Origin of the sequence: Actinomadura atramentaria DSM 43919, from assembly GCF_000381885.1 — a bacterium.
GTDB classification, from domain to species: domain Bacteria; phylum Actinomycetota; class Actinomycetes; order Streptosporangiales; family Streptosporangiaceae; genus Spirillospora; species Spirillospora atramentaria.
This window is the reverse complement of the sequence record NZ_KB907210.1, coordinates 437,326-457,966: the sequence shown is the minus strand read 5'-3', so window position 1 is coordinate 457,966 and position 20,641 is coordinate 437,326. Positions and strand designations below refer to the sequence as shown.

Annotated in this window: 20 protein-coding genes; 9 read left to right on the top strand and 11 right to left on the bottom strand. The window is 76.4% G+C overall.

Features of this window, described 5'->3' with window-relative positions; all coding sequences use genetic code 11:
* Nucleotides 1-77: 77 nt before the first annotated feature.
* Both G339_RS0109560 and aroF read right to left on the bottom strand, forming a co-directional pair.
* Complete coding sequence (locus G339_RS0109560) at nucleotides 78-1,013, bottom strand: EamA family transporter (protein ID WP_019630851.1); 936 nt, start codon at nucleotides 1,011-1,013, stop codon at nucleotides 78-80.
* Between the two features lie 273 nt (nucleotides 1,014-1,286).
* Nucleotides 1,287-2,348 (bottom strand): 3-deoxy-7-phosphoheptulonate synthase, encoded by a 1,062-nt coding sequence (aroF, locus tag G339_RS0109555; protein WP_019630850.1) that lies wholly within the window; start codon nucleotides 2,346-2,348, stop codon nucleotides 1,287-1,289.
* 301 nt (nucleotides 2,349-2,649) lie between these two features.
* On the opposite strand from aroF, the gene G339_RS0109550 reads away from it, so the two are divergent.
* The 5 genes from G339_RS0109550 (at nucleotide 2,650) to G339_RS0109530 (ending at nucleotide 7,513) form a co-directional block, all read left to right on the top strand.
* Nucleotides 2,650-3,273 carry a molybdopterin-dependent oxidoreductase gene (locus G339_RS0109550; RefSeq protein ID WP_026341292.1) on the top strand — a complete coding sequence of 208 codons (624 nt, stop codon included), beginning with the start codon at nucleotides 2,650-2,652 and terminating at the stop codon, nucleotides 3,271-3,273.
* Between the two features lie 93 nt (nucleotides 3,274-3,366).
* Nucleotides 3,367-4,662 carry a sensor histidine kinase gene (locus G339_RS0109545; RefSeq protein ID WP_019630848.1) on the top strand — a complete coding sequence of 432 codons (1,296 nt, stop codon included), beginning with the start codon at nucleotides 3,367-3,369 and terminating at the stop codon, nucleotides 4,660-4,662.
* Nucleotides 4,663-4,730: 68 nt separating this feature from the next.
* Nucleotides 4,731-5,483, top strand: coding sequence for a LytR/AlgR family response regulator transcription factor (locus G339_RS0109540; protein WP_019630847.1), 753 nt, complete (start codon nucleotides 4,731-4,733; stop codon nucleotides 5,481-5,483).
* Nucleotides 5,467-5,769, top strand: a complete 303-nt coding sequence (locus G339_RS33130) for a hypothetical protein (RefSeq protein WP_019630846.1) — start codon at nucleotides 5,467-5,469, stop codon at nucleotides 5,767-5,769. The genes G339_RS0109540 and G339_RS33130 overlap by 17 nt, the downstream gene beginning before the upstream one ends.
* Before the next feature lie 10 nt (nucleotides 5,770-5,779).
* A complete protein-coding gene (locus tag G339_RS0109530; RefSeq protein ID WP_019630845.1) occupies nucleotides 5,780-7,513 on the top strand; it encodes a sodium:solute symporter family transporter in 1,734 nt (577 codons plus the stop codon).
* Nucleotides 7,514-7,888: 375 nt separating this feature from the next.
* On the opposite strand, the gene G339_RS0109525 is transcribed toward G339_RS0109530, so the two are convergent.
* From G339_RS0109525 to thiO, 5 genes are all read right to left on the bottom strand, one after another.
* Nucleotides 7,889-8,737, bottom strand: a complete 849-nt coding sequence (locus tag G339_RS0109525; protein WP_026341291.1) for a deoxyribonuclease IV — start codon at nucleotides 8,735-8,737, stop codon at nucleotides 7,889-7,891.
* Between the two features lie 69 nt (nucleotides 8,738-8,806).
* The gene (pknB, locus tag G339_RS0109520; protein ID WP_019630843.1) at nucleotides 8,807-10,729 is read right to left on the bottom strand and encodes a Stk1 family PASTA domain-containing Ser/Thr kinase; all 1,923 of its coding nucleotides are present in this window, start codon (nucleotides 10,727-10,729) and stop codon (nucleotides 8,807-8,809) included.
* A 63-nt stretch (nucleotides 10,730-10,792) separates the two neighbouring features.
* Nucleotides 10,793-11,572, bottom strand: coding sequence for a thiazole synthase (locus G339_RS0109515; RefSeq protein WP_019630842.1), 780 nt, complete (start codon nucleotides 11,570-11,572; stop codon nucleotides 10,793-10,795).
* Nucleotides 11,573-11,577: 5 nt separating this feature from the next.
* The gene (gene thiS / locus G339_RS0109510; protein WP_019630841.1) at nucleotides 11,578-11,787 is read right to left on the bottom strand and encodes a sulfur carrier protein ThiS; all 210 of its coding nucleotides are present in this window, start codon (nucleotides 11,785-11,787) and stop codon (nucleotides 11,578-11,580) included.
* Nucleotides 11,784-12,905, bottom strand: coding sequence for a glycine oxidase ThiO (thiO, locus tag G339_RS0109505; RefSeq protein WP_019630840.1), 1,122 nt, complete (start codon nucleotides 12,903-12,905; stop codon nucleotides 11,784-11,786). The genes thiS and thiO overlap by 4 nt, the downstream gene beginning before the upstream one ends.
* Before the next feature lie 184 nt (nucleotides 12,906-13,089).
* Between thiO and G339_RS0109500 the strand changes: the two genes are divergently transcribed.
* From G339_RS0109500 to G339_RS39360, 4 genes are all read left to right on the top strand, one after another.
* A complete protein-coding gene (locus tag G339_RS0109500; RefSeq protein ID WP_026341290.1) occupies nucleotides 13,090-14,301 on the top strand; it encodes an NAD(P)/FAD-dependent oxidoreductase in 1,212 nt (403 codons plus the stop codon).
* A gap of 82 nt (nucleotides 14,302-14,383) precedes the next feature.
* Nucleotides 14,384-14,767 (top strand): Rv2175c family DNA-binding protein, encoded by a 384-nt coding sequence (locus G339_RS0109495; RefSeq protein ID WP_019630838.1) that lies wholly within the window; start codon nucleotides 14,384-14,386, stop codon nucleotides 14,765-14,767.
* A gap of 95 nt (nucleotides 14,768-14,862) precedes the next feature.
* Nucleotides 14,863-15,534 (top strand): thiamine phosphate synthase, encoded by a 672-nt coding sequence (gene thiE / locus G339_RS0109490; protein ID WP_019630837.1) that lies wholly within the window; start codon nucleotides 14,863-14,865, stop codon nucleotides 15,532-15,534.
* Nucleotides 15,535-15,586: 52 nt separating this feature from the next.
* Nucleotides 15,587-15,751: a hypothetical protein gene (locus G339_RS39360; protein ID WP_019630836.1), complete on the top strand. Its 165-nt coding sequence runs from the start codon at nucleotides 15,587-15,589 to the stop codon at nucleotides 15,749-15,751.
* Between the two features lie 10 nt (nucleotides 15,752-15,761).
* On the opposite strand, the gene G339_RS0109480 is transcribed toward G339_RS39360, so the two are convergent.
* The 4 genes from G339_RS0109480 to G339_RS0109465 all read right to left on the bottom strand — a co-directional run bounded on the left by G339_RS0109480 (nucleotide 15,762) and on the right by G339_RS0109465 (nucleotide 20,623).
* Nucleotides 15,762-16,697, bottom strand: coding sequence for a protein kinase domain-containing protein (locus G339_RS0109480; RefSeq protein WP_019630835.1), 936 nt, complete (start codon nucleotides 16,695-16,697; stop codon nucleotides 15,762-15,764).
* Between the two features lie 111 nt (nucleotides 16,698-16,808).
* A complete protein-coding gene (locus G339_RS0109475; protein WP_019630834.1) occupies nucleotides 16,809-18,947 on the bottom strand; it encodes a glycoside hydrolase family 3 C-terminal domain-containing protein in 2,139 nt (712 codons plus the stop codon).
* Nucleotides 18,944-19,483, bottom strand: a complete 540-nt coding sequence (locus G339_RS0109470) for a carboxymuconolactone decarboxylase family protein (RefSeq protein ID WP_026341287.1) — start codon at nucleotides 19,481-19,483, stop codon at nucleotides 18,944-18,946. Before G339_RS0109470 ends, G339_RS0109475 begins: the two co-directional genes overlap by 4 nt.
* Before the next feature lie 87 nt (nucleotides 19,484-19,570).
* On the bottom strand, nucleotides 19,571-20,623 hold the full coding sequence (locus tag G339_RS0109465) for a polyprenyl synthetase family protein (protein WP_019630832.1): 1,053 nt from the start codon (nucleotides 20,621-20,623) through the stop codon (nucleotides 19,571-19,573).
* Nucleotides 20,624-20,641 lie beyond the last annotated feature (18 nt).

The window sequence follows — 20,641 nt, the reverse complement described above, 5'->3', positions numbered from 1 at the left end:
CAGACCAATTCGGGACGCCGCGGACCCGCCGCCGCGCGGCCCGGCCAGCGCGTTCTCACGGCGGTGCCAGGGTCGTGTCACCCGGCCCGCGAGCGTCTGCGCGCGGGGACGGCGAGTACCAGCAGCGCCGCCCCGAGCAGTGCGATCCCGGCGAACGCCGCGCCGCCGAGCCGTTCGCCGAGGACCGCGAGGCCCACCAGCGCGGCGACGGCGGGTTCGGCGAGGGTGAGCGTCATCGCGGTCGCGGCGGGCGTCCCGCGCAGGCCGCGGGTGAACAGGGCGTAGGCGACGGCGATCGTGATCGCGCCGAGGTAGAGCGCGATGGCGAGGCCGCGTCCGGACAGCGCCCAGCCGGGGCGCGCGAACGCGAGCGCCGGGAGCATGATCAGCGCCGCGCCGCCGAACAGCGCGCCGGTGACGGCGCTGTTCTCCGCGCCCGTCCGGACGAGCCGGCTGATCGCCAGGCTGTAGAGCGCGTACACGAACCCGCACAGCAGCGCGAGCGCGACGCCGACCGGCTCGGCGCCCGCCCCCGGCCCCGCGCCGACGAGCAGCGCGCAGCCCGCGACGGCCGTCGCCGTGGCCGTGTACCAGCGCCGGGTCAGGCCGCGCCGCTGGAGCAGCCCGGCGAACGCGGGCGCGCTCCCGAGCGCGACGACGGTCGAGACGGCCACACCGGTGCGGTCCACCGACGCGTAGTAGGCGGTCTGGTACGCCGCCGCGCACACGGTGCCGACCGCGAGGACGGCCCGCGTCCGGCCGCCCGCGCGCAGCAGCGCGGCCAGCCCCGCGCGGCGCGGCCCGGTCGCCGCGAAGGCGAGCAGCAGCAGGCCGCCGAGCGCGACCCGGACGGCGGACACCGCGACCGCCGACGTGTGCTGCGGCGCGAGCGTGGCGACCGGCCCGGCGGTGCCCCACAGCACGGCGGCGAGCAGCACGTCCGCGGTGCCGCTGCGCGCCCGGACGGGCGCCGCGCTCGGGCGCGCGGGGGTTTCGACGATGTTCTCGGACACGAGGATGCGTCTCCTGGACTCGAATCGGGTGTGCTGATCCGTGTCCGGGGCGCGGTGGGACCGCCGCGCGCTCAGCGCTCGGCGTCAGAAGGGCAGGACCGCAGGGGCCGATCGCGCGGGGGCCGGGCCCGGCCGCGCGAGGCCGTGGGAGACCGTGTTACCGCGCCCCGGTCAGGAGACCGGCGGGCCGCAGTTCGAGGTCCAGTAGTCCATGCCGTCGACCGTACCGGACGGGAACGACCCCTTCGGCCGCCCCCGTCCGGAACGCCCTGCTCAGGCGGGCACGCCGTCGCGGTCCGGCGCGGTGGTGAGCGTGCGCCCGACGACCTGCGGCAGCGTCCGCACGAGCTTGGCCAGCTCGCGCAGGTCGCCGTTCACCAGCGCCTGCGGCCCGTCGCACAGCGCGGTCTCCGGGTGCGGGTGGACGTCGATGATCACGCCGTCGGCGCCGACCGCGATGGCCGCGCGGGTCAGCGGCAGCACCAGGTCGCGGCTGCCGCCCGAGTGCGACGGGTCCACGATCACCGGCAGGTGCCCGAGGCGCTGCGCGACCGGGACGGCGGAGATGTCGAGGGTGTTGCGGGTGGCCTTCTCGAACGTCCGGATGCCGCGCTCGCACAGCACGATGTCGAGGTTGCCGCGCTGCGCGACGTACTCGGCGGCCATCAGCCACTCCTCGATGGTGCCGTTCATGCCGCGCTTGAGCATGACGGGCTTGCCGGACTCGCCGGCGGCCTGGAGCAGCGCGAAGTTCTGCGCGTTGCGGGTGCCGATCTGGAGCATGTCGGCGTAGGACGCGACGAGGTCGACGTCCGCGGCGTCGACGACCTCGGTCACGATCGGCATCCCGGTCTCCTCGCGCACGTCCGCGAGGATGCGCAGCCCCGCCTCGCCGAGCCCCTGGAACGCGTACGGGGAGGTGCGCGGCTTGAACGCGCCGCCGCGCAGCAGCGTCGCGCCCGCGGCCTGCGCCATCTGCGCGGCGGCGAGGGTCTGCTCGGGGGTCTCGACGGCGCACGGCCCGGCGATCAGCGTCATCGTGCCCGGCCCGATCGGGACGCCGCCGACGCGGACGATGGAGCGCTCCCCGTGGTGGCCGGCACTGCGGTTCTCGCGGCTGACGAGCTTGTAGGGCGCGGAGATCCGCACGACGTCCGCGACGCCGCGCTGGCCGCGCAGGTTCAGGGTGCCGAACTGCTGGACGTCGCCGACCAGGCCGATGATGGTGCGCTCCACGCCGCGGCTGACGAAGGCGTCGCCGCCCGCCGCCTCGACCAGGGCGACGACGCCCTGGACATCCGCCTCGGTGGCCTCGGGAGCCATGACGACGACCATGTTGCTGCCTCTTCTCGTGCTGGCGCGCGCCGCGCGCCGGAATCGGGTGGGGTGCCGCGGCATCGGGCGGGGGACCGGTGCGGCCGGCCCGGGAACGACGAGAGCCCCGGGCCGTCCGGCCCGGGGCTCTCGCTCGATGGTCTGTCAGCGCAGCGTCTGGCAGACCAGCCGCCCGGGCTGGCCGTACCAAAAGAAATAGACGACGTTGCGCACGGGCTCAGCGTAGCCGATGGGCGGTGGTGCGGGGGACCGGGGGCCGAATATGGCTCAGCTCACGTCGGATGGCAGGATGGCCCGCGTCATGGACGCGTCCGAGGATTCCGCCGCCCCCGACCGGAAGCTCCCGCCGGGGCAGTACGTGCCGCGCGGTTGGCCGGTCCTGCACTACGGTCCGGTGCCGAAGTTCCGTCCGCGCGACTGGGACTTCCGCGTCTTCGGGATCACCGCGGACGGCGGGCAGTACCGCTGGACGTGGGACGAGTTCGACGCCCTGCCCCGCGTCCGGACGGTCGCCGACTTCCACTGCGTCACCAAGTTCACCATCCCGGACAACACGTGGGAGGGCGTCGCCGCCGCGTCGATCGCCGCGCTCGCGCCGCCGCACCCGAGCGCGAGCCACGTGATGATCTGGGCGGAGTACGGCTACAGCGCGAACCTGCGGATGAGCGACTTCCTCGCCGCCGGCACGCTGTTCGCCACCCACCGCGACGGGGAGCGGCTCACCGCCGACCACGGCCACCCGGTGCGGATCGTCGTCCCGCACCTGTACGCGTGGAAGAGCGTCAAGTGGGTGCGGGCCGTGGAGTACCTGGCCGAGGACCGGCGCGGCTTCTGGGAGGAGCGCGGCTACCACAACGTCGCGGACCCGTGGACGGAGCAGCGCTACTCCTACCAGGAGGAGCCGGGCGAGGCCCCGCCGCTCTGACGCCGCGTCCCGTCCGGCGCGGCCGGTTCCGGGCGCGGCGCGCGGCCCCGATCCGCTGCGGAACGGCACGCGGGAGGGTTACGGTCGGTCGTCATGGCCGTACCGTCCGTTTTCGACCTGGCGTCGTGCGCCGCCGCGCTGCTCGGCGGGGGAGCGCTGCTGCGCGGGGGCCGTGTCGGGGGGCGCGGCGGGCGGTGGCGCGGCCCGCGCCGGGACGCGCGCGGCGAACCGTGCGCCGCCGCCGGCGCCGACGCCGACGCGTTCGCCGCGCTGCACACGCTGACCCGCGCCGCCGCCCCGCTGCGCGGCGGGCTGGACCGCGCGTCCGCGCGCCGCGCGTCGCGGCACCTGCGGCACCTGCTGCGCGCCGAGGCGGTCGCGATCGTCGGCGCGTGGCCGGACGGCCCCGCCGACGACGGCGACGGACCCGGCGGCGAGCACGGCGGCCGCCTGCTGGTCTGGGACGGCACCGGCGCGCACCTGCACGCCACCGACGCCCCCGACGACGCGCTGCCCGTCCTGGAGACCGGCCGCCCGCGCGTGGTGCCGCCCGAGGGGCTGGACTGCGACGTCCCGCTGTGCCCCGTCCGGGTCGGGATCATCGCGCCGATCACCGTGGACGGCCGCGTCGAGGGCGCGTTCGCCGCCTACGGCCGGACCGTCTCGCCCGGTCTGGTCCGCGCGGTCGGCGACGTCGCGCGCTGGATCGCCGCGCAGCTCGAACTCGCCGAGCTGGACCGGTCGCGGGCGCGCGCCGCCGAGGCCGAGATGCGGGCGCTGCGCGCGCAGATCTCGCCGCACTTCGTCTACAACTCGCTGACGACGATCGCCTCGTTCGTCCGCACCGACCCCGAGCGGGCGCGGGAACTGCTGGTCGACTTCGCCGACTTCGCCCGCTACTCGTTCCGCAACCCGCGCGACTTCACCACCCTCGCCGACGAGCTGCGCTCCATCGACCGCTACCTGCTGCTGGAGCGGGCGCGGTTCGGGGACCGGCTGCACTTCACCGTCGAGGTCGCGCCGGAGGTGCTGCCCGTGGAGGTGCCGTTCCTGTCGCTCCAGCCACTGGTGGAGAACGCCATCCGGCACGGGATGCAGGGCGTGTCGGGGACCGTCCACATCGAGATCGTCGCGCGCGACGCCGGGGCCGAGGCGGCGATCACCGTCGCCGACGACGGCGTCGGGATGGAGCCGGGCCGCCTCCGCGAGATCCTCGCCGCCGGGACGCGCGAGCGCGGCTCCGGCGGGATCGGCCTGGCGAACGTCGACGAGCGCCTGCGCCAGGTCTACGGCGACGAGTACGGCCTGTCGGTGGAGACGGCGCGCGGGGCGGGGACGCGCGTCCGGCTGCGCGTCCCCAAGTACCGCCCGCCGATCTTCCCGGACTGACCTGCGGAACCGCCGCCTACCCGGCGAAACCGATTGCGGACGGACCGTGATCGGTGCAGAGTCGTCGCATGCTGCGCGTCCTGGCCGTCGACGACGAGCTGCCCGCCCTGGAGGAGCTGACCTACCTGCTGCGCGAGGACCCGCGCGTCGGCGACGTGACGGGCGCGAACGAGGCGGCGGGCGCGCTGCGCGGCCTCAGCCGGATGCTGGCGGCGGGCGAGCGGCTGGACGCGGTGTTCCTGGACGTCCGCATGCCGGGCCTGGACGGGCTGGACTTCAGCCGCCTGCTCACCGGCTTCGCCGCCCCGCCGAAGGTCGTGTTCGTCACCGCCCACGACGACTGCGCCGTCACCGCCTACGAGCTGGGCGCGGTGGACTACCTGCTGAAACCGGTGCGCCGCGAGCGGCTGGCGGAGGCGGTGCGGCGGGTCGCGGGCGCGGCCGCGCCGCCCGGCGACGCCCCCGCCGAGGACGACGAGGACGAGCTGATCCCCGTCGACCTCGGCGGCCGGACCCGCCTGGTCCCGCGCCGCTCGGTCACCCACGTCGTCGCGCACGGCGACTACGTGCGGCTGCACACCGCCGAGTCCCGCTACCTGGTGCGGATGCCGCTGGCCGCGCTGGAGCGCCGCTGGGAGGAGGCCGGGTTCGTGCGCATCCACCGCAGCACGCTGGTCGCGTGCGCGCACATCACCGAGCTGCGGTTCGACGGCGGGCGCGCGCTCGTCCAGGTCGGCGACGCGCTGCTGCCGGTCAGCCGCCGCCACACCCGGCAGGTCCGGGACCTGCTGGTGCGGGGTTTCCGTGGCCCGGAGGGCTGAGCCGGGCGGGGCGGCCCGCCCGCTGATCCGCGCGCAGCGCCGCGCGGCGCTGCGGACGGCCGCGTTCGTGCTCGCGGTGCTGGCCGCGCTGCCGGTCGCGCCCGCGCTCGCGCCGGTGCTCGGGCACGTCCGCGCGTGCGGGGTGCCGCTGCCGTGGCCGCTGCTCGCGGTCGCCGTCCAGCCGGTGCTGATCGCGGCCGCGGTGCGGCAGGCGCGGCGCGCGGAGCGGATCGAGCGCGAGTACCTGCGCGGCCCGGCGGCGGACGACGCGACCGCCCGCCCGTGATGGAGGGCGGGTGATCGGCGCGGCGCTCGCCCTGCTGCTCGGGTCGGCCGCGCTCGTCGGCGGCCGCCGCACCCGGCGGACCGGCGACGTGCGGCGCGCGACGTGCCCGGTCCGCCCGGTGTGGAACGCGGCGGCGATCAGCGGCGAGTACGTTTCGGCGGCGGCGTTCCTCGGCACCGCCGGGCTCGTCCTGGCCTACGGCCCCGAGACGCTGTGGCTGGCCGCCGGGGCGACCGCCGGCTACGTGCTGCTGCTGGCGTTCGTCGCGGGCCCGCTGCGCCGGTCGGGCTCGTTCACCGTCGCGGACTTCGCCGAGTGGCGGCTCGGGTCGCGGCCGGTCCGCCGGATCGTGTCGGGCTGCGTCTGCTGCGTCGGCTGGTTCTACCTGCTGCCGCAGTTCCAGGGCGCGGGGATGACGCTGCGGGTGCTGACGGGCGCGCCGGAGTGGGCGGGCTGGGCGCTGGTCGCGGCGGCGTCGTTCGTCCTGGTCCTGACGGGCGCGCTGCGCGGCGTCACCGCCGCGCAGGCCGTGCAGTTCTGGGTGAAGCTCGCCGCGCTGGCGGTCCCGGCGGTCGCGCTGGCGACGCTGCTGCTCCTGCCCGTCGCGGACGGCGGCGTCCCGGTCCGGCCCGCCGCGCCGCGCTTCGAGCGCGCGACGGCGGTGACGGTCCGCAGCGCGGCCGGGGTACGGGTCGCCGAGGACGTCGCCGTCCGCGCGACGGGCGTCGTGGACGGCCGGGCGGTCGCGGACGCGCCCGTCCGCCTGACCGCGGGCGTCCACGCCGTCGCGGCGGGCGCGCGGCTGGTGTTCCCGGCGGGCGCGGCCGTCCCGCGCCCGGAACGCCCCGCCGACACCGGGTTCGCCGCGCCCGGCGACGGCCACGGCCTGTTCGCCGTCTACTCGGCGCTGCTCGGCGTGCTGCTCGGCACGGTCGGGCTGCCGCACATCCTGATGCGCCTCTACACCGCCGGGGGCGGCCGGGCGGCGCGCCGCGCGGCGACGCTCGTCCCGGCGCTGCTCGCGGTGTTCTCGCTGTTCCCGGCCCTGTACGGGGTGCTCGGCCGCGTCTACACGCCCGAGCTGCTGCTGTCGGGCGACACGGACGCGACGATCCTCATGCTGCCGGGGCGGCTCGTGCCGGGCCCGCTCGGCGCGGCGCTCACCGGGTGCGTCGCGGCGGGCGCGTGCGCGGCGTTCCTGTCGACGTCCTGCGCGGTCGTCGCGGCCATCGCGGGACTCGCGGCGCGGATCGCGCCCGCGCGGGGCGCGCTGGCGTTCCGGACGGGCGCCGCGCTGGCGCTCGCCGTCCCGCTCGCGGTGGTCCCGGCGCTCCTCGCGGGCGATCCGGCCGCGGACGGCGCCCACGGCTTCGCGCACGGCTTTTCGCACGGTTTCTCGCACGGGGCCGCGGGCCTGGTCACGATCGCGCTCACCGTCTCGGCGTGCTCGCTCGGCCCGCTGCTGCTGCTCGGCATCTGGTGGCGCGGCCTCACGCCCGCCGGGGCGGCGGCGGGCCTGCTCACCGGCGGCGGGACGGCCGTCGCGGCGGGCGCGGCGTCGCTGTCCGGCGCGGCCGGGACGGGCGCGTTCGGCGCGGTCGTGGAACAGCCCGCGCTCGTCCTCGCGCCGCTGGCGACCGGGGTGATGGTCGCCGTCTCGCTGCTGGGCCGCCGCTCCGTCCCCGCACACGCCGATCTTGCGATGGCAAGGTTGCATCTGCCCGACGAGCCCGACGCGCGCTGAACCGCCGTCCGGAGCCGACCGCTCGACGTGCCAAATCGGCCATTCGTCGCATGGCTACGGAACGTATGGCGATGACTACTCACCGTTTACCGATCCTTGTGCATCACAAGTCCCGAACGGTATCCGTCTCCCTCTAGTGTTCTCAGTGGCAGCACACGCCGCCCCGTTCCCGGGAACGGACGGACCGCAGGTCCGTGAACTCCCGCCACAAGACAACACTGGAGATCCGCGCCGTGAGCGATCACGCCGGATCAGTCGCCGCATCCCGTACCGGGGGGGTGGGATGCGGTGACCTTACGGCCCGGGCGGCCGCTGAACAGTCGGGGGGTTGTTCAGCGGCGCCCGGGCCGCTTCTCTTTCCCCGGGGCCGCCGCCTCAGGCGTCGCGCAGGCGCTTCAGCGTCTCGACGTCGGCGCGGTGCGGGTCGGCGGACCGGCCCGGCGTCTCGATGACGAACGGCACCCCCGCCACCGCCGGATGCCGCAGCAGCTCCCCGAACGGCGCCTCGCCGATCTCGCCCGCCCCGATGTTCTCGTGCCGGTCCTTGGCGGAGCCGCACACGTCCTTGGAGTCGTTGGCGTGGACGAGCTTGAGCCGGTCCGGTCCGACCGTCGCGACCAGCGCGTCGATCGCCGCGGCGGCCCCGCCGGGCGCGGCGAGGTCGTGGCCCGCCGCGAACGCGTGGCAGGTGTCCAGGCAGACGCCCAGCCTGGGGTGCGCGTCGAGCCGGTCGAAGAACGCGCCCAGGTCCTCCACGCGGGCGCACAGCATCTTCCCCTGCCCGGCCATCGGCTCCAGCAGCAGGTCGGGGCCGTCGTCGGGGATCTCGGCCAGCAGCGGCAGGACGTGCTCGCGGACCTGGTCCATCGCCGCGTCGTAGCTCTGGCTGACCGCCGACCCGGTGTGGACGACGACGCCGCGCGCCCCGATCGCCCGGCCGCGCTCCAGCGAGTGCCGCACGGTCGCGATCGACTTGGCCAGCGTCTCCCCGCTCGGCGACCCGAAGTTCACCAGGTACGGCGCGTGGACGAACACCGGCAGCCCCGCCTCGCGCAGCCGCGCGTCCTCGGCGGGCTTCCCGGCGGGCAGCGCCCAGCCGCGCGGGTTGGACACGAACACCTGGACGGTCTCCGCGCCGATCTCGGCGGCGTACTTCAGACCGCCCGTGGCGAGCCCGCCCGCCACCGGCACATGGCCCCCGATCGGGCTCTTCGCAACGCTCATAGGCCAGCGAGCCTAGCCGCCGTGCCGGGGTGCCCGTGCCGGGGTGCCCGTGCCGTGCGACCTGCCGGATCACCCGTAGACGGTGATCTCCCCGCCGCGCGCCGCCTCGGTGTTGGGCAGCGGCGTCTGGCCGATGACGTGGTCCCCGACCCGGGTGCCGATCTTCATCGTGAAGCCGGAGCTCTCGATCGCGCGGCGCGCCTCGTCGAAGGACTTCCCGATCACCGACGGGACCGGGATCTTGTCCTGGTCGCTCTTGCCGCCGCTGCAGAACCAGTTGCCGATCAGGCAGTCCCGCGGCGTGACGTACAGGGTGGCGCGGTCGCCGCGCGAGACGCCCGACCCCGGCGCGGGGTCTTGGCCGACGACGGTGCCGGGGGCCTTGCCGTCCTGCTTGCGCTCCTTGACGTCGACCTTGAGGCCCATCGCGGTCAGCGCGTCCTTGGCGTCGCCGGAGGAGCGGCCGGACAGGTCCGGCATCGTCATGCCGCTGCTCAGCACGAGCGCGACCGGGTCGTCCGGGGAGACCTTCTCCCCGGCGACGGGCTTGGTGCGGATCGCCTGGCCCTTGGCGACCGTCTCGGACGGCACCGACGCGACGGACCCGACCGTGAAGCCCTTGTCCTCCAGCAGCGACCGCGCGTCCGCCTCGGACTTGCCCTTGACGTCGGGGACCTCGCGGGGCTTGCGGCCCTTGGAGACGTGCAGCGTGACCGTCATGCCCTTGGACACGCGCGCGCCCGGCTCGGGGTCGGTCTCGGCGACCTCGCCCCGGTGGACGCGGTCGCTGAACACCTGCGCGCCCTGGCGGACGTTGAGGCCCGCGCCGCGCAGCTCCCGGGTCGCGGCGGCGGGCTTCATGCCGATGACGTCATCGGGGACGTGGTCGTACTGCCCGGAGAACTGGTACCAGACCGTCCAGCCGAGGACGATCGCGGCGACGACGGCCAGCGCGAGCAGCAGGTAGCGGCGGCCCGCGCCCGAGAGGAACCCCCCGCGCCGCTCCGGCGGCGGCGGTCCGGCGGCGGCCGGGTCGAGCACGGCGGTGCGCCCCTGCGGCGGGGCCGGGGTCTGCAGGACGGCCGTCGGCGTCGGCGTGGACGCCGCGAGCCGCCGGTCGAAGTCGGCGGGCAGCCCGTTGCAGACCTCCGCGACCTCCGCCAGGAACGCGTTGGCGTCGGCGGGCCGGTCGGCGGCCTCGCGCGCGGTGGCCCGCGCGACGAGCGCGTCCACCTGAGCGGGCAGCCCCGGCACCAGGTCCGAGGGCGGCGGGACGGTCTCGTTGGCGTGCTTGTAGGCGACGGCGAGCGGCGTGTCGCCCTCGTACGGGAGCCGACCGGTCAGCATCTCGAACAGCATGACGCCCGCCGCGTACACGTCGGAGCGGACGTCGGCGTGCCCGGTGAGGACCTGCTCGGGCGCGAGGTACCCGACCGTCCCGATGATCATCCCGGTGCGGGTCATCTTGCTCGCGGTCTCGGCGCGGGCGAGCCCGAAGTCCGCGACCTTCACCTGCCCGCCGGGGCCGCCGTCCGGGTCCTCGGCGATCAGCACGTTCTCGGGCTTCACGTCCCGGTGGACCAGCCCCGCCCGGTGCGCCGCGCCGAGCGCCGCCAGCACCGGCTGCATGATCCCCAGCGCCTCGCGCGGGCCGAGCCGCCCGCGCTCGGCGAGCACGTCGCGCAGGGTGCGCCCGGCGACCAGCTCCATGACCAGGAACACGTGCTCGCCGTCGGTGCGCTGGTCGTAGACGGCGACGACGCTCGGGTGGGAGAGCGCGGCGGCGGCCTTGGCCTCGCCGATGAAGCGGCGCACGAACTCCTCGTCGGCGGCCAGGTGCGCGTGCATCACCTTGATCGCGACGGTCCGGTCGAGCCGGATGTCGCGGGCCGTGTAGACGGTGGCCATGCCGCCGCGGGCGATCCGCGACTCAATGCGGTACCGACCGTCGAGCACCTGCCCGACGAGCGGGTCCGCGCTCGGGTTGTCCATCGCAGGGAGTCTAGAACGCGATCCGGAGCGGTCTCATCAGCCGTAAGGATGAGTCCCCGCCGGTCAGGTCCCGCTCCGCCCCTCGAACGGCGAGGACGCCCGCGCGTACCGGCGCTTGGGGATGCGCCCGGCGAGGCGCGCGAGGCGTCCGGCGGCGACCGCGTGCCGCATCGCGCGGGCCATCGCGACCGGGTCCTGGGCGCGGGTGACTGCCGTGGCGAGCAGGACGGCGTCGCAGCCCAGCTCCATCGCCAGGGCGGCGTCGCTGGCCGTCCCGATCCCGGCGTCCAGGATGACCGGGACGCCCGCCTCCTCCACGATCAGCTCGATGTTGTGCGGGTTGCGGATGCCGAGCCCGGAGCCGATGGGGGAGCCGAGCGGCATGACCGCCGCGCAGCCCGCCTGCTCCAGCCGCCGCGCCAGCACCGGGTCGTCGTTGGTGTAGGGGAGGACGGTGAAGCCGTCCGCGACGAGCTGCTCGGCGGCCTCGACCAGCTCGATCGGGTCGGGCAGCAGCGTCCGCTCGTCCGCGATGACCTCCAGCTTCACCCAGGACGTGCCCAGCGCCTCGCGGGCCAGCTTCGCGGTCAGCACCGCCTCGCCCGCCGTGAAGCAGCCCGCCGTGTTCGGCAGCACGCGCACGCCGCGCTCGCGCAGGACGTCCAGGACCGAGCCGCGCGCGGCCGGGTCCACCCGCCGCATCGCGACGGTCGTCAGCTCCGTCCCCGACGCGGCGAGCGCGTCGCGCAGCACGTGCAGGCTCGGCGCGCCGCCGGTGCCGGTGATCAGCCGGGAGCCGAACTCCTCGCCCGCGATGATCAGCGGGTCCTCGATTGGGTTCATCGCGTTCACCCTCCCTGTACGGCGGTCAGCACTTCGAGGCGGTCGGCGTCCCGCAGCGGCGTCGCGGCCCAGTCGGCGCGCCGGACGACCTCGCCGTTGAGCGCGGCCGCGACCCCGGCGGCGCTGGCGGCGACGGCCGCGACGACGTCGGCGACGCTCGCGCCGGCCGGGACCTCGCGCGGCGCGCCGTTCACGACGACGGTGAGGGCGGTCACGCGCGCACCCCGAACCGCTCGGGCAGGAACGGGCGGCCGACCTCGGGGACGGTCCCGTCCAGCAGCGCCGACGCCAGCACGTCCGCGCTGACGGGCGCGAGCAGCACCCCGTTGCGGTAGTGGCCGGTGCCGAGGACCAGCCCCGGCACCGCCGACGGGCCCATGAGCGGCGCGTTGTCCGGCGAGCCGGGCCGCAGCCCGGCGGTGGCCTCGGTGAATTCGAGCTCGGTGACGCCCGGCACGAGTTCGCGGGCGTCGCGCAGCAGCTCCCAGACGCCCCCGGCGGTGACGCGGGTGTCGAAGCCCAGCTCCTCCTGCGTCGCGCCGACGACGACCTCGCCGTCCGCGCGCGGCACCAGGTACACCGACGAGCCGCGCACCAGGCCCCGCACGGTCCGGTTGAGGAACGGGACGCGGGTCCGCAGCCGCACGACCTGCCCCTTCACGGGCCGGACGGGCGGCACCGCGCCCGGCGGCAGCCCGCCGACGCCGCCCGACCACGGCCCGGCGGCCAGCAGCACGCGGTCGGCGGCGAGGACGGTCCCGTCGTCCAGCTTCACGCCCGTGGCCGCGCCGCCCGTCACGACGACCTCGGCGGCGCGCCGCCGCACGAGCCGCGCGCCGTGCCGCTCGGCGGCGGCCAGCAGCGCGGGCGCGAGCCGCCGGGGGTCCACCGAGCCGTCGCGCGGCGCGAGCAGGCCGCCGCGCACGCCGGGCGCGAGCAGCGGTTCGAGCTTCCGGGCCTCGCGGCCGGTCAGCGCCTCGGCGGGCAGGCCGAGGGACTCCTGGAAGCGGCGCAGGTCGTCCAGGTGGGCGAGGTCGTCGGCGTCGAAGGCGACCTGGAGCGATCCGGTGTCGAGGAACCCGGCGGACAGGCCGGTCTCGTCCTCCAGCTCCGCGACGAACGCCGGGTAGCGGTCGCGGGAGGCCAGGCCGAGCCGCAGCAGGTCCTCCTCGCCGTAGGCGAGCTCCCCGAGCGGCGCGAGCATCCCGGCCGCGACGGACGTCGCCCCGCCCGCGGGCTCGGGGTCGACGAGCGCGACCGACGCGCCGCGCGCGGCGGCCCGCCACGCGGTGGCGAGCCCGACGATCCCCGCGCCGATGACGGCGATCCGCATGAGCGCTCCCTTCGCCGGTGTGATCCGGATCAGGTTCCGACGGTCGGCGGCCCCGGACCGGGTGCGTCCCCAGCCGCCCTCTCAGCCCGGTCGTACCGGACTCCCGTGCTTTGTCCTGTTTCACCATAATGCCGGGGGCCGGTCGCCGAAACCGCCGGGCGAGCGCCCGGTTACGCTGCCCGGCATGGACCGTGAGACGGGACGCGTGGTCGTCGTGGGCGGCGGGCTGGCCGGGGTGCGCGCGGTGGAGGCGCTGCGGGCCCGGGGGTTCGGCGGCGGGCTGACGCTGGTGTCCGCCGAGGCCCACCGGCCCTACGACCGGCCGCCGCTGTCCAAGGCCGTCCTCGCCGGGGACGCCGACGACACCGCCGTCGACGCCGACTGGGACGCGCTGCGCTGCGACCTGCTGCTCGGCGAGCGCGCCACGGCGCTGCGGCTGGACGGACGCGGCGGCGCGGTCGCGACGACGGCCGGGGAACTGCCGTTCGACGGGCTGGTCGTCGCGACCGGCGCGACGCCCGTGACGCTGCCCGGCCCGGGCCGCCAGCACGTCCTGCGGACGCTGGAGGACGCCCGCGACCTGCGCGCCCGGCTCGTCCCCGGCGCGCGCGTCGTGATCGTCGGCGCGGGCTGGATCGGCGCGGAGGTCGCCACCGCCGCCGCGAGGAAGGGCGGCCGCGTCACCGTCGTGGAGGCCGGTCCCGCGCCGCTCGGCCACGCGCTCGGCGCGGAACTGGGCGCGCGCACCGCGCCCTGGTACGCCGAGGCGGGCGTCGAGCTGCGGACGGGCGCGGGCGTCGCGTCCGTCGAGGACGGCGGGCTGCTGCTCGCCGACGGGACGCGCATCGACGCTGACGCGGTCGTGACGGGCGTCGGCGTGCGGCCGAACGTCGGCTGGCTGTCCGGCTCGGGTCTGGACGTCGAACGCGGCGTCCTCACCGACTCGGCCCTGCGCGCCTCGGTGGACGGCACCGCCCGCCCGGACGTCGTCGCGGTCGGGGACTGCGCCGCGTGGTGGTCGCGCCGGTACGGCCGCCGCCTGCTCGTCGAGCACTGGGACACCGCGCTGAACGCGCCCGAGACCGCCGCCGCGACGCTGCTGGGCGAGGCCGCCGAGTACGACGCCGTCCCGTACTTCTGGTCCGAGCAGTTCGGCCGGATGGTCCAGTACGCGGGCCGCCACGAGGGCGCGGAGCGGCGGGTCGACCGGGGCGACCCGGCCGCCGGGCCGTGGTCGGCGCTGTGGCTGACCGGGGACCGGATCGACGCGGTGCTGGCCGTCGACCGGCCGCGCGACCTCGTCCAGGCGCGCAAGATCATGACGACGGGCGCCGCCGTTGATTCCGAAAAGGTGACAGACCCCAACATTCCACTACGCCAGTGCGTCCGGGCCTGACGCCCGTTCCGCGCCTGAAAACGGCGTCCGCACGGTCCTCCCGGCGGGTTTGAGCGCTCGCGCGACGTGGTAGCAAGGGGGCGTGACGCAGACGCACGCAACCGTTGAACAGGTTCTCGACCCCCACACCGACGGCCTGGTCGGAGACTGGATCTCCCTCGCGGAGGCGGCCGACCGCCTCGGCATCCGCCCCAACCGCGTCCGGCAGCTCCTCAGCGAGCGCAAGCTCCTCGCCGTGCGGCGCGGCGGACAGCCGGAGGTCCCCGCGGCCTTCATCCACGACGGCCAGGTCATCAAGGGCCTGTCCGGCACCCTCACCCTCCTGTCGGACGCGGGCTTCGACGACGTCGAGACCCTGCGCTGGCTGTTCACCGCCGACGACACGCTCCCCGGCACCCCGGTGCAGGCGCTGACCGAGAACCGGGGCACCGAGGTGCGCCGCCGCGCCCAGGCGATGGCCTTCTGACGGGCCCCCGGAACCGCGCGTGACAGGATGGCGCGGCCCCGCGCGACCGGGGCCGCGCCACCCGCGCCCAGCGCCCGCATGGAAGGAAACCCCCCGTGTCCAGGCACCTGCCCACCGACCGCGGCGTCGCGCTGCGCGCGCGGCTCGATCGCGCCCGCCTCTACCTCTGCACGGACGCCCGCGAAGACCGGGGCGACCTCGCCGACTTCCTCGACGCGGCCCTGGCGGGCGGCGTCGACATCGTCCAGCTCCGGCAGAAGGGGCTGGAGGCGCGGCGGGAGCTGGCGCACCTGGCCGTGTTCCGCGCCGCGTGCGACCGGCACGGCGCGCTGCTGGCCGTCAACGACCGCGCCGACGTGGCGCGCGCGGCCGGGGCGGACGTCCTGCACCTCGGCCAGGACGACCTGCCCGTCCCCGACGCCCGCGCGATCGTCGGCGGGGACGTGCTGATCGGCCGGTCCACCCACTCGGCGGAGCAGGCCGACGCGGCGGCGGCGCAGGACGGCGTGGACTACTTCTGCACCGGGCCCGTCTGGCCGACGCCGACCAAGCCCGGCCGGGCCGCGCCAGGCCCCGGCCTCGTCGCGCACGCGGCGGCGCAGGGAAACCCGCGGCCGTGGTTCGCGATCGGCGGCATCGACGCGGGCAACGTCGGCGAGGTGCTGGCGGCGGGCGCGCGGCGGATCGTGGTCGTCCGGGCGATCACCGAGGCCGCCGACCCGGAGAAGGCCGCCGCCGAGCTGGCCGCCGCCCTGCCGCCCGCGTGACGATCGTCACCGAACGCGCCCACCGGGCCGGGGCATGGCCGACAATGGGGCCATGAGCTCACCCGACGACGACCGCATCGTCGAGCAGGACGACGACGACCTGGTGGTCCTCCCGGACCAGACCGGCGACGACACCGACGTCGGCTGGGGCGAGTGGCGCGGCGGCGGCGAGGACGACGACGACCGCCTGCTCGCCGAACGCCCGCCGCACTGGTGATCGCGCGCCGCTAGATCAGCACGCCGAGCGCGAACCCGAGCACCACGACGGCCGTCAGCGCGACCATCATCCGCCACCGGTAGCGGGGGATGCGCGTCGGGCGCGGCCGGGGCGCGACCGCGCTGTTGTCCCGCAGCGCCCGCGCCAGCGTGCGCGCGGCGGGCCGCGCGGCGGGGTTCTTGTCCAGGCAGCGCAGCGCGAGGTCGCGCAGCGGGCCGTCGAGCGTCCCGAGGTCGGGGCGGCGCGAGGTGACGCGCCGCGCGACGGACGCGTCCGGGCCGGTGCCGAACGGCGGCCGCCCGGTCGCGGCGAACACCATCGTCGCCGCCCAGGCGAACACGTCGGCGGCCGGGCCGACCGGCTCGTCCTCGATCTGCTCGGGCGCGAGATAGGCGGCCTCGCCCGCGCCGGGCACGCCGAGCCCGGCGACCTTCGGCCCGTCCGGGCCGAGCAGCACCGCGCCGGGCCGGAACGCGCCGTGCGTCAGGCCCGCCCGGTGGACGGCGGCCAGCCCCGCCGCCGTGCGCAGCGCGACGCGGTGCAGCGCCGCGCCCGCCAGCGGCCCGTCCGCCGCGACGGCCGCCGCCAGCGACGGCCCGCCGACGTGCTCGGCGACGACGAACGCCCTGCCCCGGCTCACCCCGGCGTGCAGCACCGCCGCGACGTGCCGTCCCGCGACGTCCTGGAACGCCGCCGCGTGCGCCCGCGCCCGCGCCGCCGCGCGGCCCTCGCCGCGCAGCACCCGCACCGCGACCGGGTCGCCGCCGGGCGCGCGGCCGAGGAACAGGCCCGCCGGTCCGGGCGGCCCGTCGTCGAGCCGGCCGGTCAGCCGGTAGCGGCCGGCGCGCTCGGGGTCGGCGGGGCCGAGCCGGTGCCGGGCGCGCGGATCGCGTACCGCGTGCGCGGGGCGGGGCGTCGCCCTCCCACGGGAGGGTTCGTGCGGCAAGGGGGGCTCCGGCTCGGGGGGAGGACGGACGGGGTGGCTCCTTTGTACCGCGCGCCGCCGCCGCCCGGCAGGCGAACCCCCTTGATCTTGCCGGGGCCCGCCCGCCGCGGCTCAGCAGCGGCCGCCGCCCTGCGCGAACGCGCCCGTCAGCGGCAGGTCCCGCGAGGACGAGCCGACGCCGACCCGGTAGCAGCCGGGCGCGACCTTCCAGCCGTGCGAGGCGGTGTCCCAGTACGCCAGCGACCGGGACGTCAGCGGGAACGTCACCGTCGCGCTCGCGCCCGGCGCGAGGGCCACCTTCTGGAAGCCCTTGAGCTGCCGGGGCGGCTGCGGGACCGACGTCCCGGGCGAGGGCAGTTCGAGGTAGAGCTGCGGCACGGCCGTCCCGGCGCGGGAGCCGGTGTTGGTGACGGTCGCCGTCACCTTGCCCGACGAGACCGTCAGCTTGCTGTACGCGAACGTCGTGTACGACAGGCCGAACCCGAACGGGTAGCGCGGCGCGATCCCGGCGGCGTCGTAGTGCCGGTACCCGACGTTGACGCCCTCCGAGAAGACGGCCTTCTTCCCGCTCGCGACGGTCGCCGGGACGTCCTTCTCGGCCACCGGGAACGTCACCGGCAGCCGCCCGCCCGGATCGACGTCGCCGTACAGCACGCGGGCGAGCGCGTTCCCGCCCTCCTGTCCCGGGTACCAGGCCGCGACGATCCCGGCGACCTCGTCGGCCCACGGCATCAGCACCGGGCCGCCGGTCTCCAGCACGACGATCGTGCGCGGGTTCGCGGCGGCGACGGCGGAGATCAGCGCGTCCTGGTCGCCCCACAGCGGGTCACCGCACGGGAGGCTGAGGCACGACCGGTCGAAGAACTCGCCCTCGCCGTCCGTCGCGAACACGACCGCGACGTCGGCCTTGCGCGCCGCCTCGGCCGCCGCGCGCTGGTCGCGGCCGTCCACGGCCGTCACGGACGCGCCCGCGCGCGCAGCGAAGCCCTGCTTGGCCGACACCGTCGTGAACGGCTGCACCTGCGACGAACCGAACCCGCTGACCAGGCCCGTCGTCGCGTGCCCGACGAGCGCGACGGACGTCCCCGAGCGCAGCGGCAGCACGTTTCCAGTGTTGCGGAGCAGCGTGATGCCGCCCTCCTCGACGGCGCGCGCGGTGGCCTCGCTCGCCGTCCGGTCCGCGCGGGACAGGTCGTTGGGGTAGGCGTCCCGGTCGAACACCCCGAACGCGAACATCGTCCGCAGGACGTTGCGGACGTGCCCGTCGATCGTGGCCTGCGCGACCTTCTTCTGCGCGACGGCCGCCTTGAGCAGCCACGCGTTGTACTTCATGCCGATCGGCAGCTCCATGTCCAGGCCGCCGTTCGCCGACCCGACCGCGTCCTGCACGGCCGTGTGGTCGGACGCGGTGAAGCCCGTGAAGCCCCACTCGCCGCGCAGGATCGAGGTGAGGACGCCGCCGTCCTCGCACGACCAGCGCCCGTTCACCTTGCCGAACCCGCACATGACGGTGGCCGCGCCGCCGTCCTTCACCGCCGCCTCGAACGGCGGCAGGTAGACCTCGCGCAGCGTCCGCTCGTCCACCGCCATGTCCAGCGCGAGGCGGTCGGTCTCCTGCGTGTAGACGGGCAGGTGCTTCACCGACGCCATCACGCCCTGCCGCTGCGCGCCCTTCACCCACGCCGCGCCGAGGCTCGCCGACAGGTACGGGTCCTCGCCGAAGCCCTCGAACGCGCGGCCGTTGCGCGGCGTGCGCAGGACGTCCACGGTCGGGCCGAAGATCAGGTCGTTGCCGCGGTGCCGCGCCTCCCACCCCACGGCCCCGCCGTAGCGCGCGGCGGCGTCGGGATCGAAGGACGCGGCGAGCGCGATCGGCGCGGGCAGCGCGGTGGCCCTGCCCTGGCGGACGCCCGCCGGGCCGTCCGCCATGTAGAGCGGCGGGACGCCCAGGCGCGGGACGCCCGCGTTGGTGTCGGCGTGCGCGTTCTCGGAGAAGCCGCCGAGCGGGCCGCCCAGCGGGTCGTCGGCCGCGAGCAGCGCGATCTTCTCGTCGTCGGTGAGCTTCGCCAGGACGAGCTTCGCCCGCTCGTCCGGCGATTTGCCCGGGTCGCACCACGGCCGGGCGGCCGGGTCGCCGCAGCGGGACGGGGCGGCCTGCGCGCCGGACGGGACGGCGGCCAGCGCGGCGGCCCCGGCCGCGAGCGCGGCGGTCAGCGCGGCGCCCAGCCTGGCGGCGGCGCGGCGGGTCACGCTCCCTCCTCGGTCTGGACGCGCAGGGCGTTCAGCGCGAACGCGACGAGGTGGTAGAAGCCGACCAGCGTGACCAGCTCGATCAGCTCCCGCTCGTCGAACCGGGCGGCGAGCGCGGCCCAGGTCGCGTCGGAGACCGTCCCGTCGGCGTGCAGCTCGTCGGCGGCGGCGAGGACGGCGCGGTCGGCGTCGTCGAACGGGCCTTCCGCGGGATCGCCGCGCAGCGCCTCGACCTGCTCCTCGGTGAGGCCCGCCGCCAGGCCGAGGACGCGGTGGTGCGTCCACTCGTACGCGCAGCGGCGGTGGTGCGCGGTGCGCAGGATCGCCAGCTCGCGGACGCGCGCGTCCAGCAGCCCGCCGGTCAGCAGCCGCGAGCCGAGGCCGAGCCAGGAGCGGAACAGGTCGGGGTGGCGGCCGAGGGTGGTGAAGACGTTGAGCGGGCCGGTCGTCGCGGCGACGGCGCGGAGCGTGTCGTCCCAGTCGGCCTCGGGGAGCGGCGGGATGCGGGGCTCGCCCACGGGGGTGCTTTCGGGCATGGCACCATTTGTGCCACTGATCGGTGGCACAATTCCAGTCCGGCGCGACAATGTGGCCGGATCGTGTCACACCGGTTCTCGTGAGCCTCAGGCGCTCCGGGTGATCGCGGCCACCGAGAGATCGGCCAGCGCCGCCTGCGCGTCGGCCGCGACGGGCGCGGCGGCGAGCGCGGCCGACGCCTCCGCGGCGTACCGGTCGATCAGCGCCTCGCAGGCCGCCAGGCCGCCGGTCTCGGTGATGACGCCGCGCAGCTCGTCCACCCCCGACTCGTCCAGCTCCGGGTCGCCCAGCAGCCGGGCGACGGTCGCGGCCTGCGCGGGAGAGGACCGCTCCAGGGTCAGCGCGACGAGCACCGTCCGCTTGCCCTCGCGCAGGTCGTCGCCCGCGGGCTTGCCGGTCAGCGCCGGGTCGCCGAAGACGCCGAGGACGTCGTCGCGGAGCTGGAACGCGATGCCGACCGGCAGGCCGTAGCCGGTGAGCGCGGCGAGCACGTCGTCGTCGGCCCCGCACAGGGCCGCGCCGAGGTGCAGCGGGCGCTCGATCGTGTACTTGGCGCTCTTGTACTCCACGACGCGCAGCGCCTCGGCGACCGACGCCTCGCCGCGCGCGCCCGCCAGCAGGTCCAGGTACTGCCCGCACATGACCTCGGTGCGCATGAGGTCGTAGACCGGGCGGCCGCGCGCCAGCCGCGCCGCGCCGAGGCCGCTGGTCTCGAACATCTCGCCCGACCACGACAGGCACAGGTCCCCGAGCAGGATCGCCGCGCCCTCGCCGAACGCCGCCGCGCCCGCCCAGCCGCCCCGCTCCGCCAGCGCCTCGAACCTGCGGTGCGCGGACGGCTGCCCGCGCCGGGTGTCGCTGGAGTCCATGACGTCGTCGTGGATCAGCGCGCTGGCCTGCAAGAACTCCAGGGACGCGACCGCGTCCACCAGGCCCGGCTCGGTCCCGTCGCCGCCCGCCGCGCGCCAGCCCCAGTAGGCGAACGCCGGACGCAGCCGCTTGCCGCCCGCCAGGAGCGCGTCCAGCGCCTCGCCGAGCTGCGCCAGCTCCGCGCCGACCGCGAGGAGCCGGGGCCGCTGGCGGTCGACGAAGGCGGCGAGGGCGTCGTCGATCTCCTTGCGCACGCGCGTGAGGGGCATGGCAGGGATCGTATACAG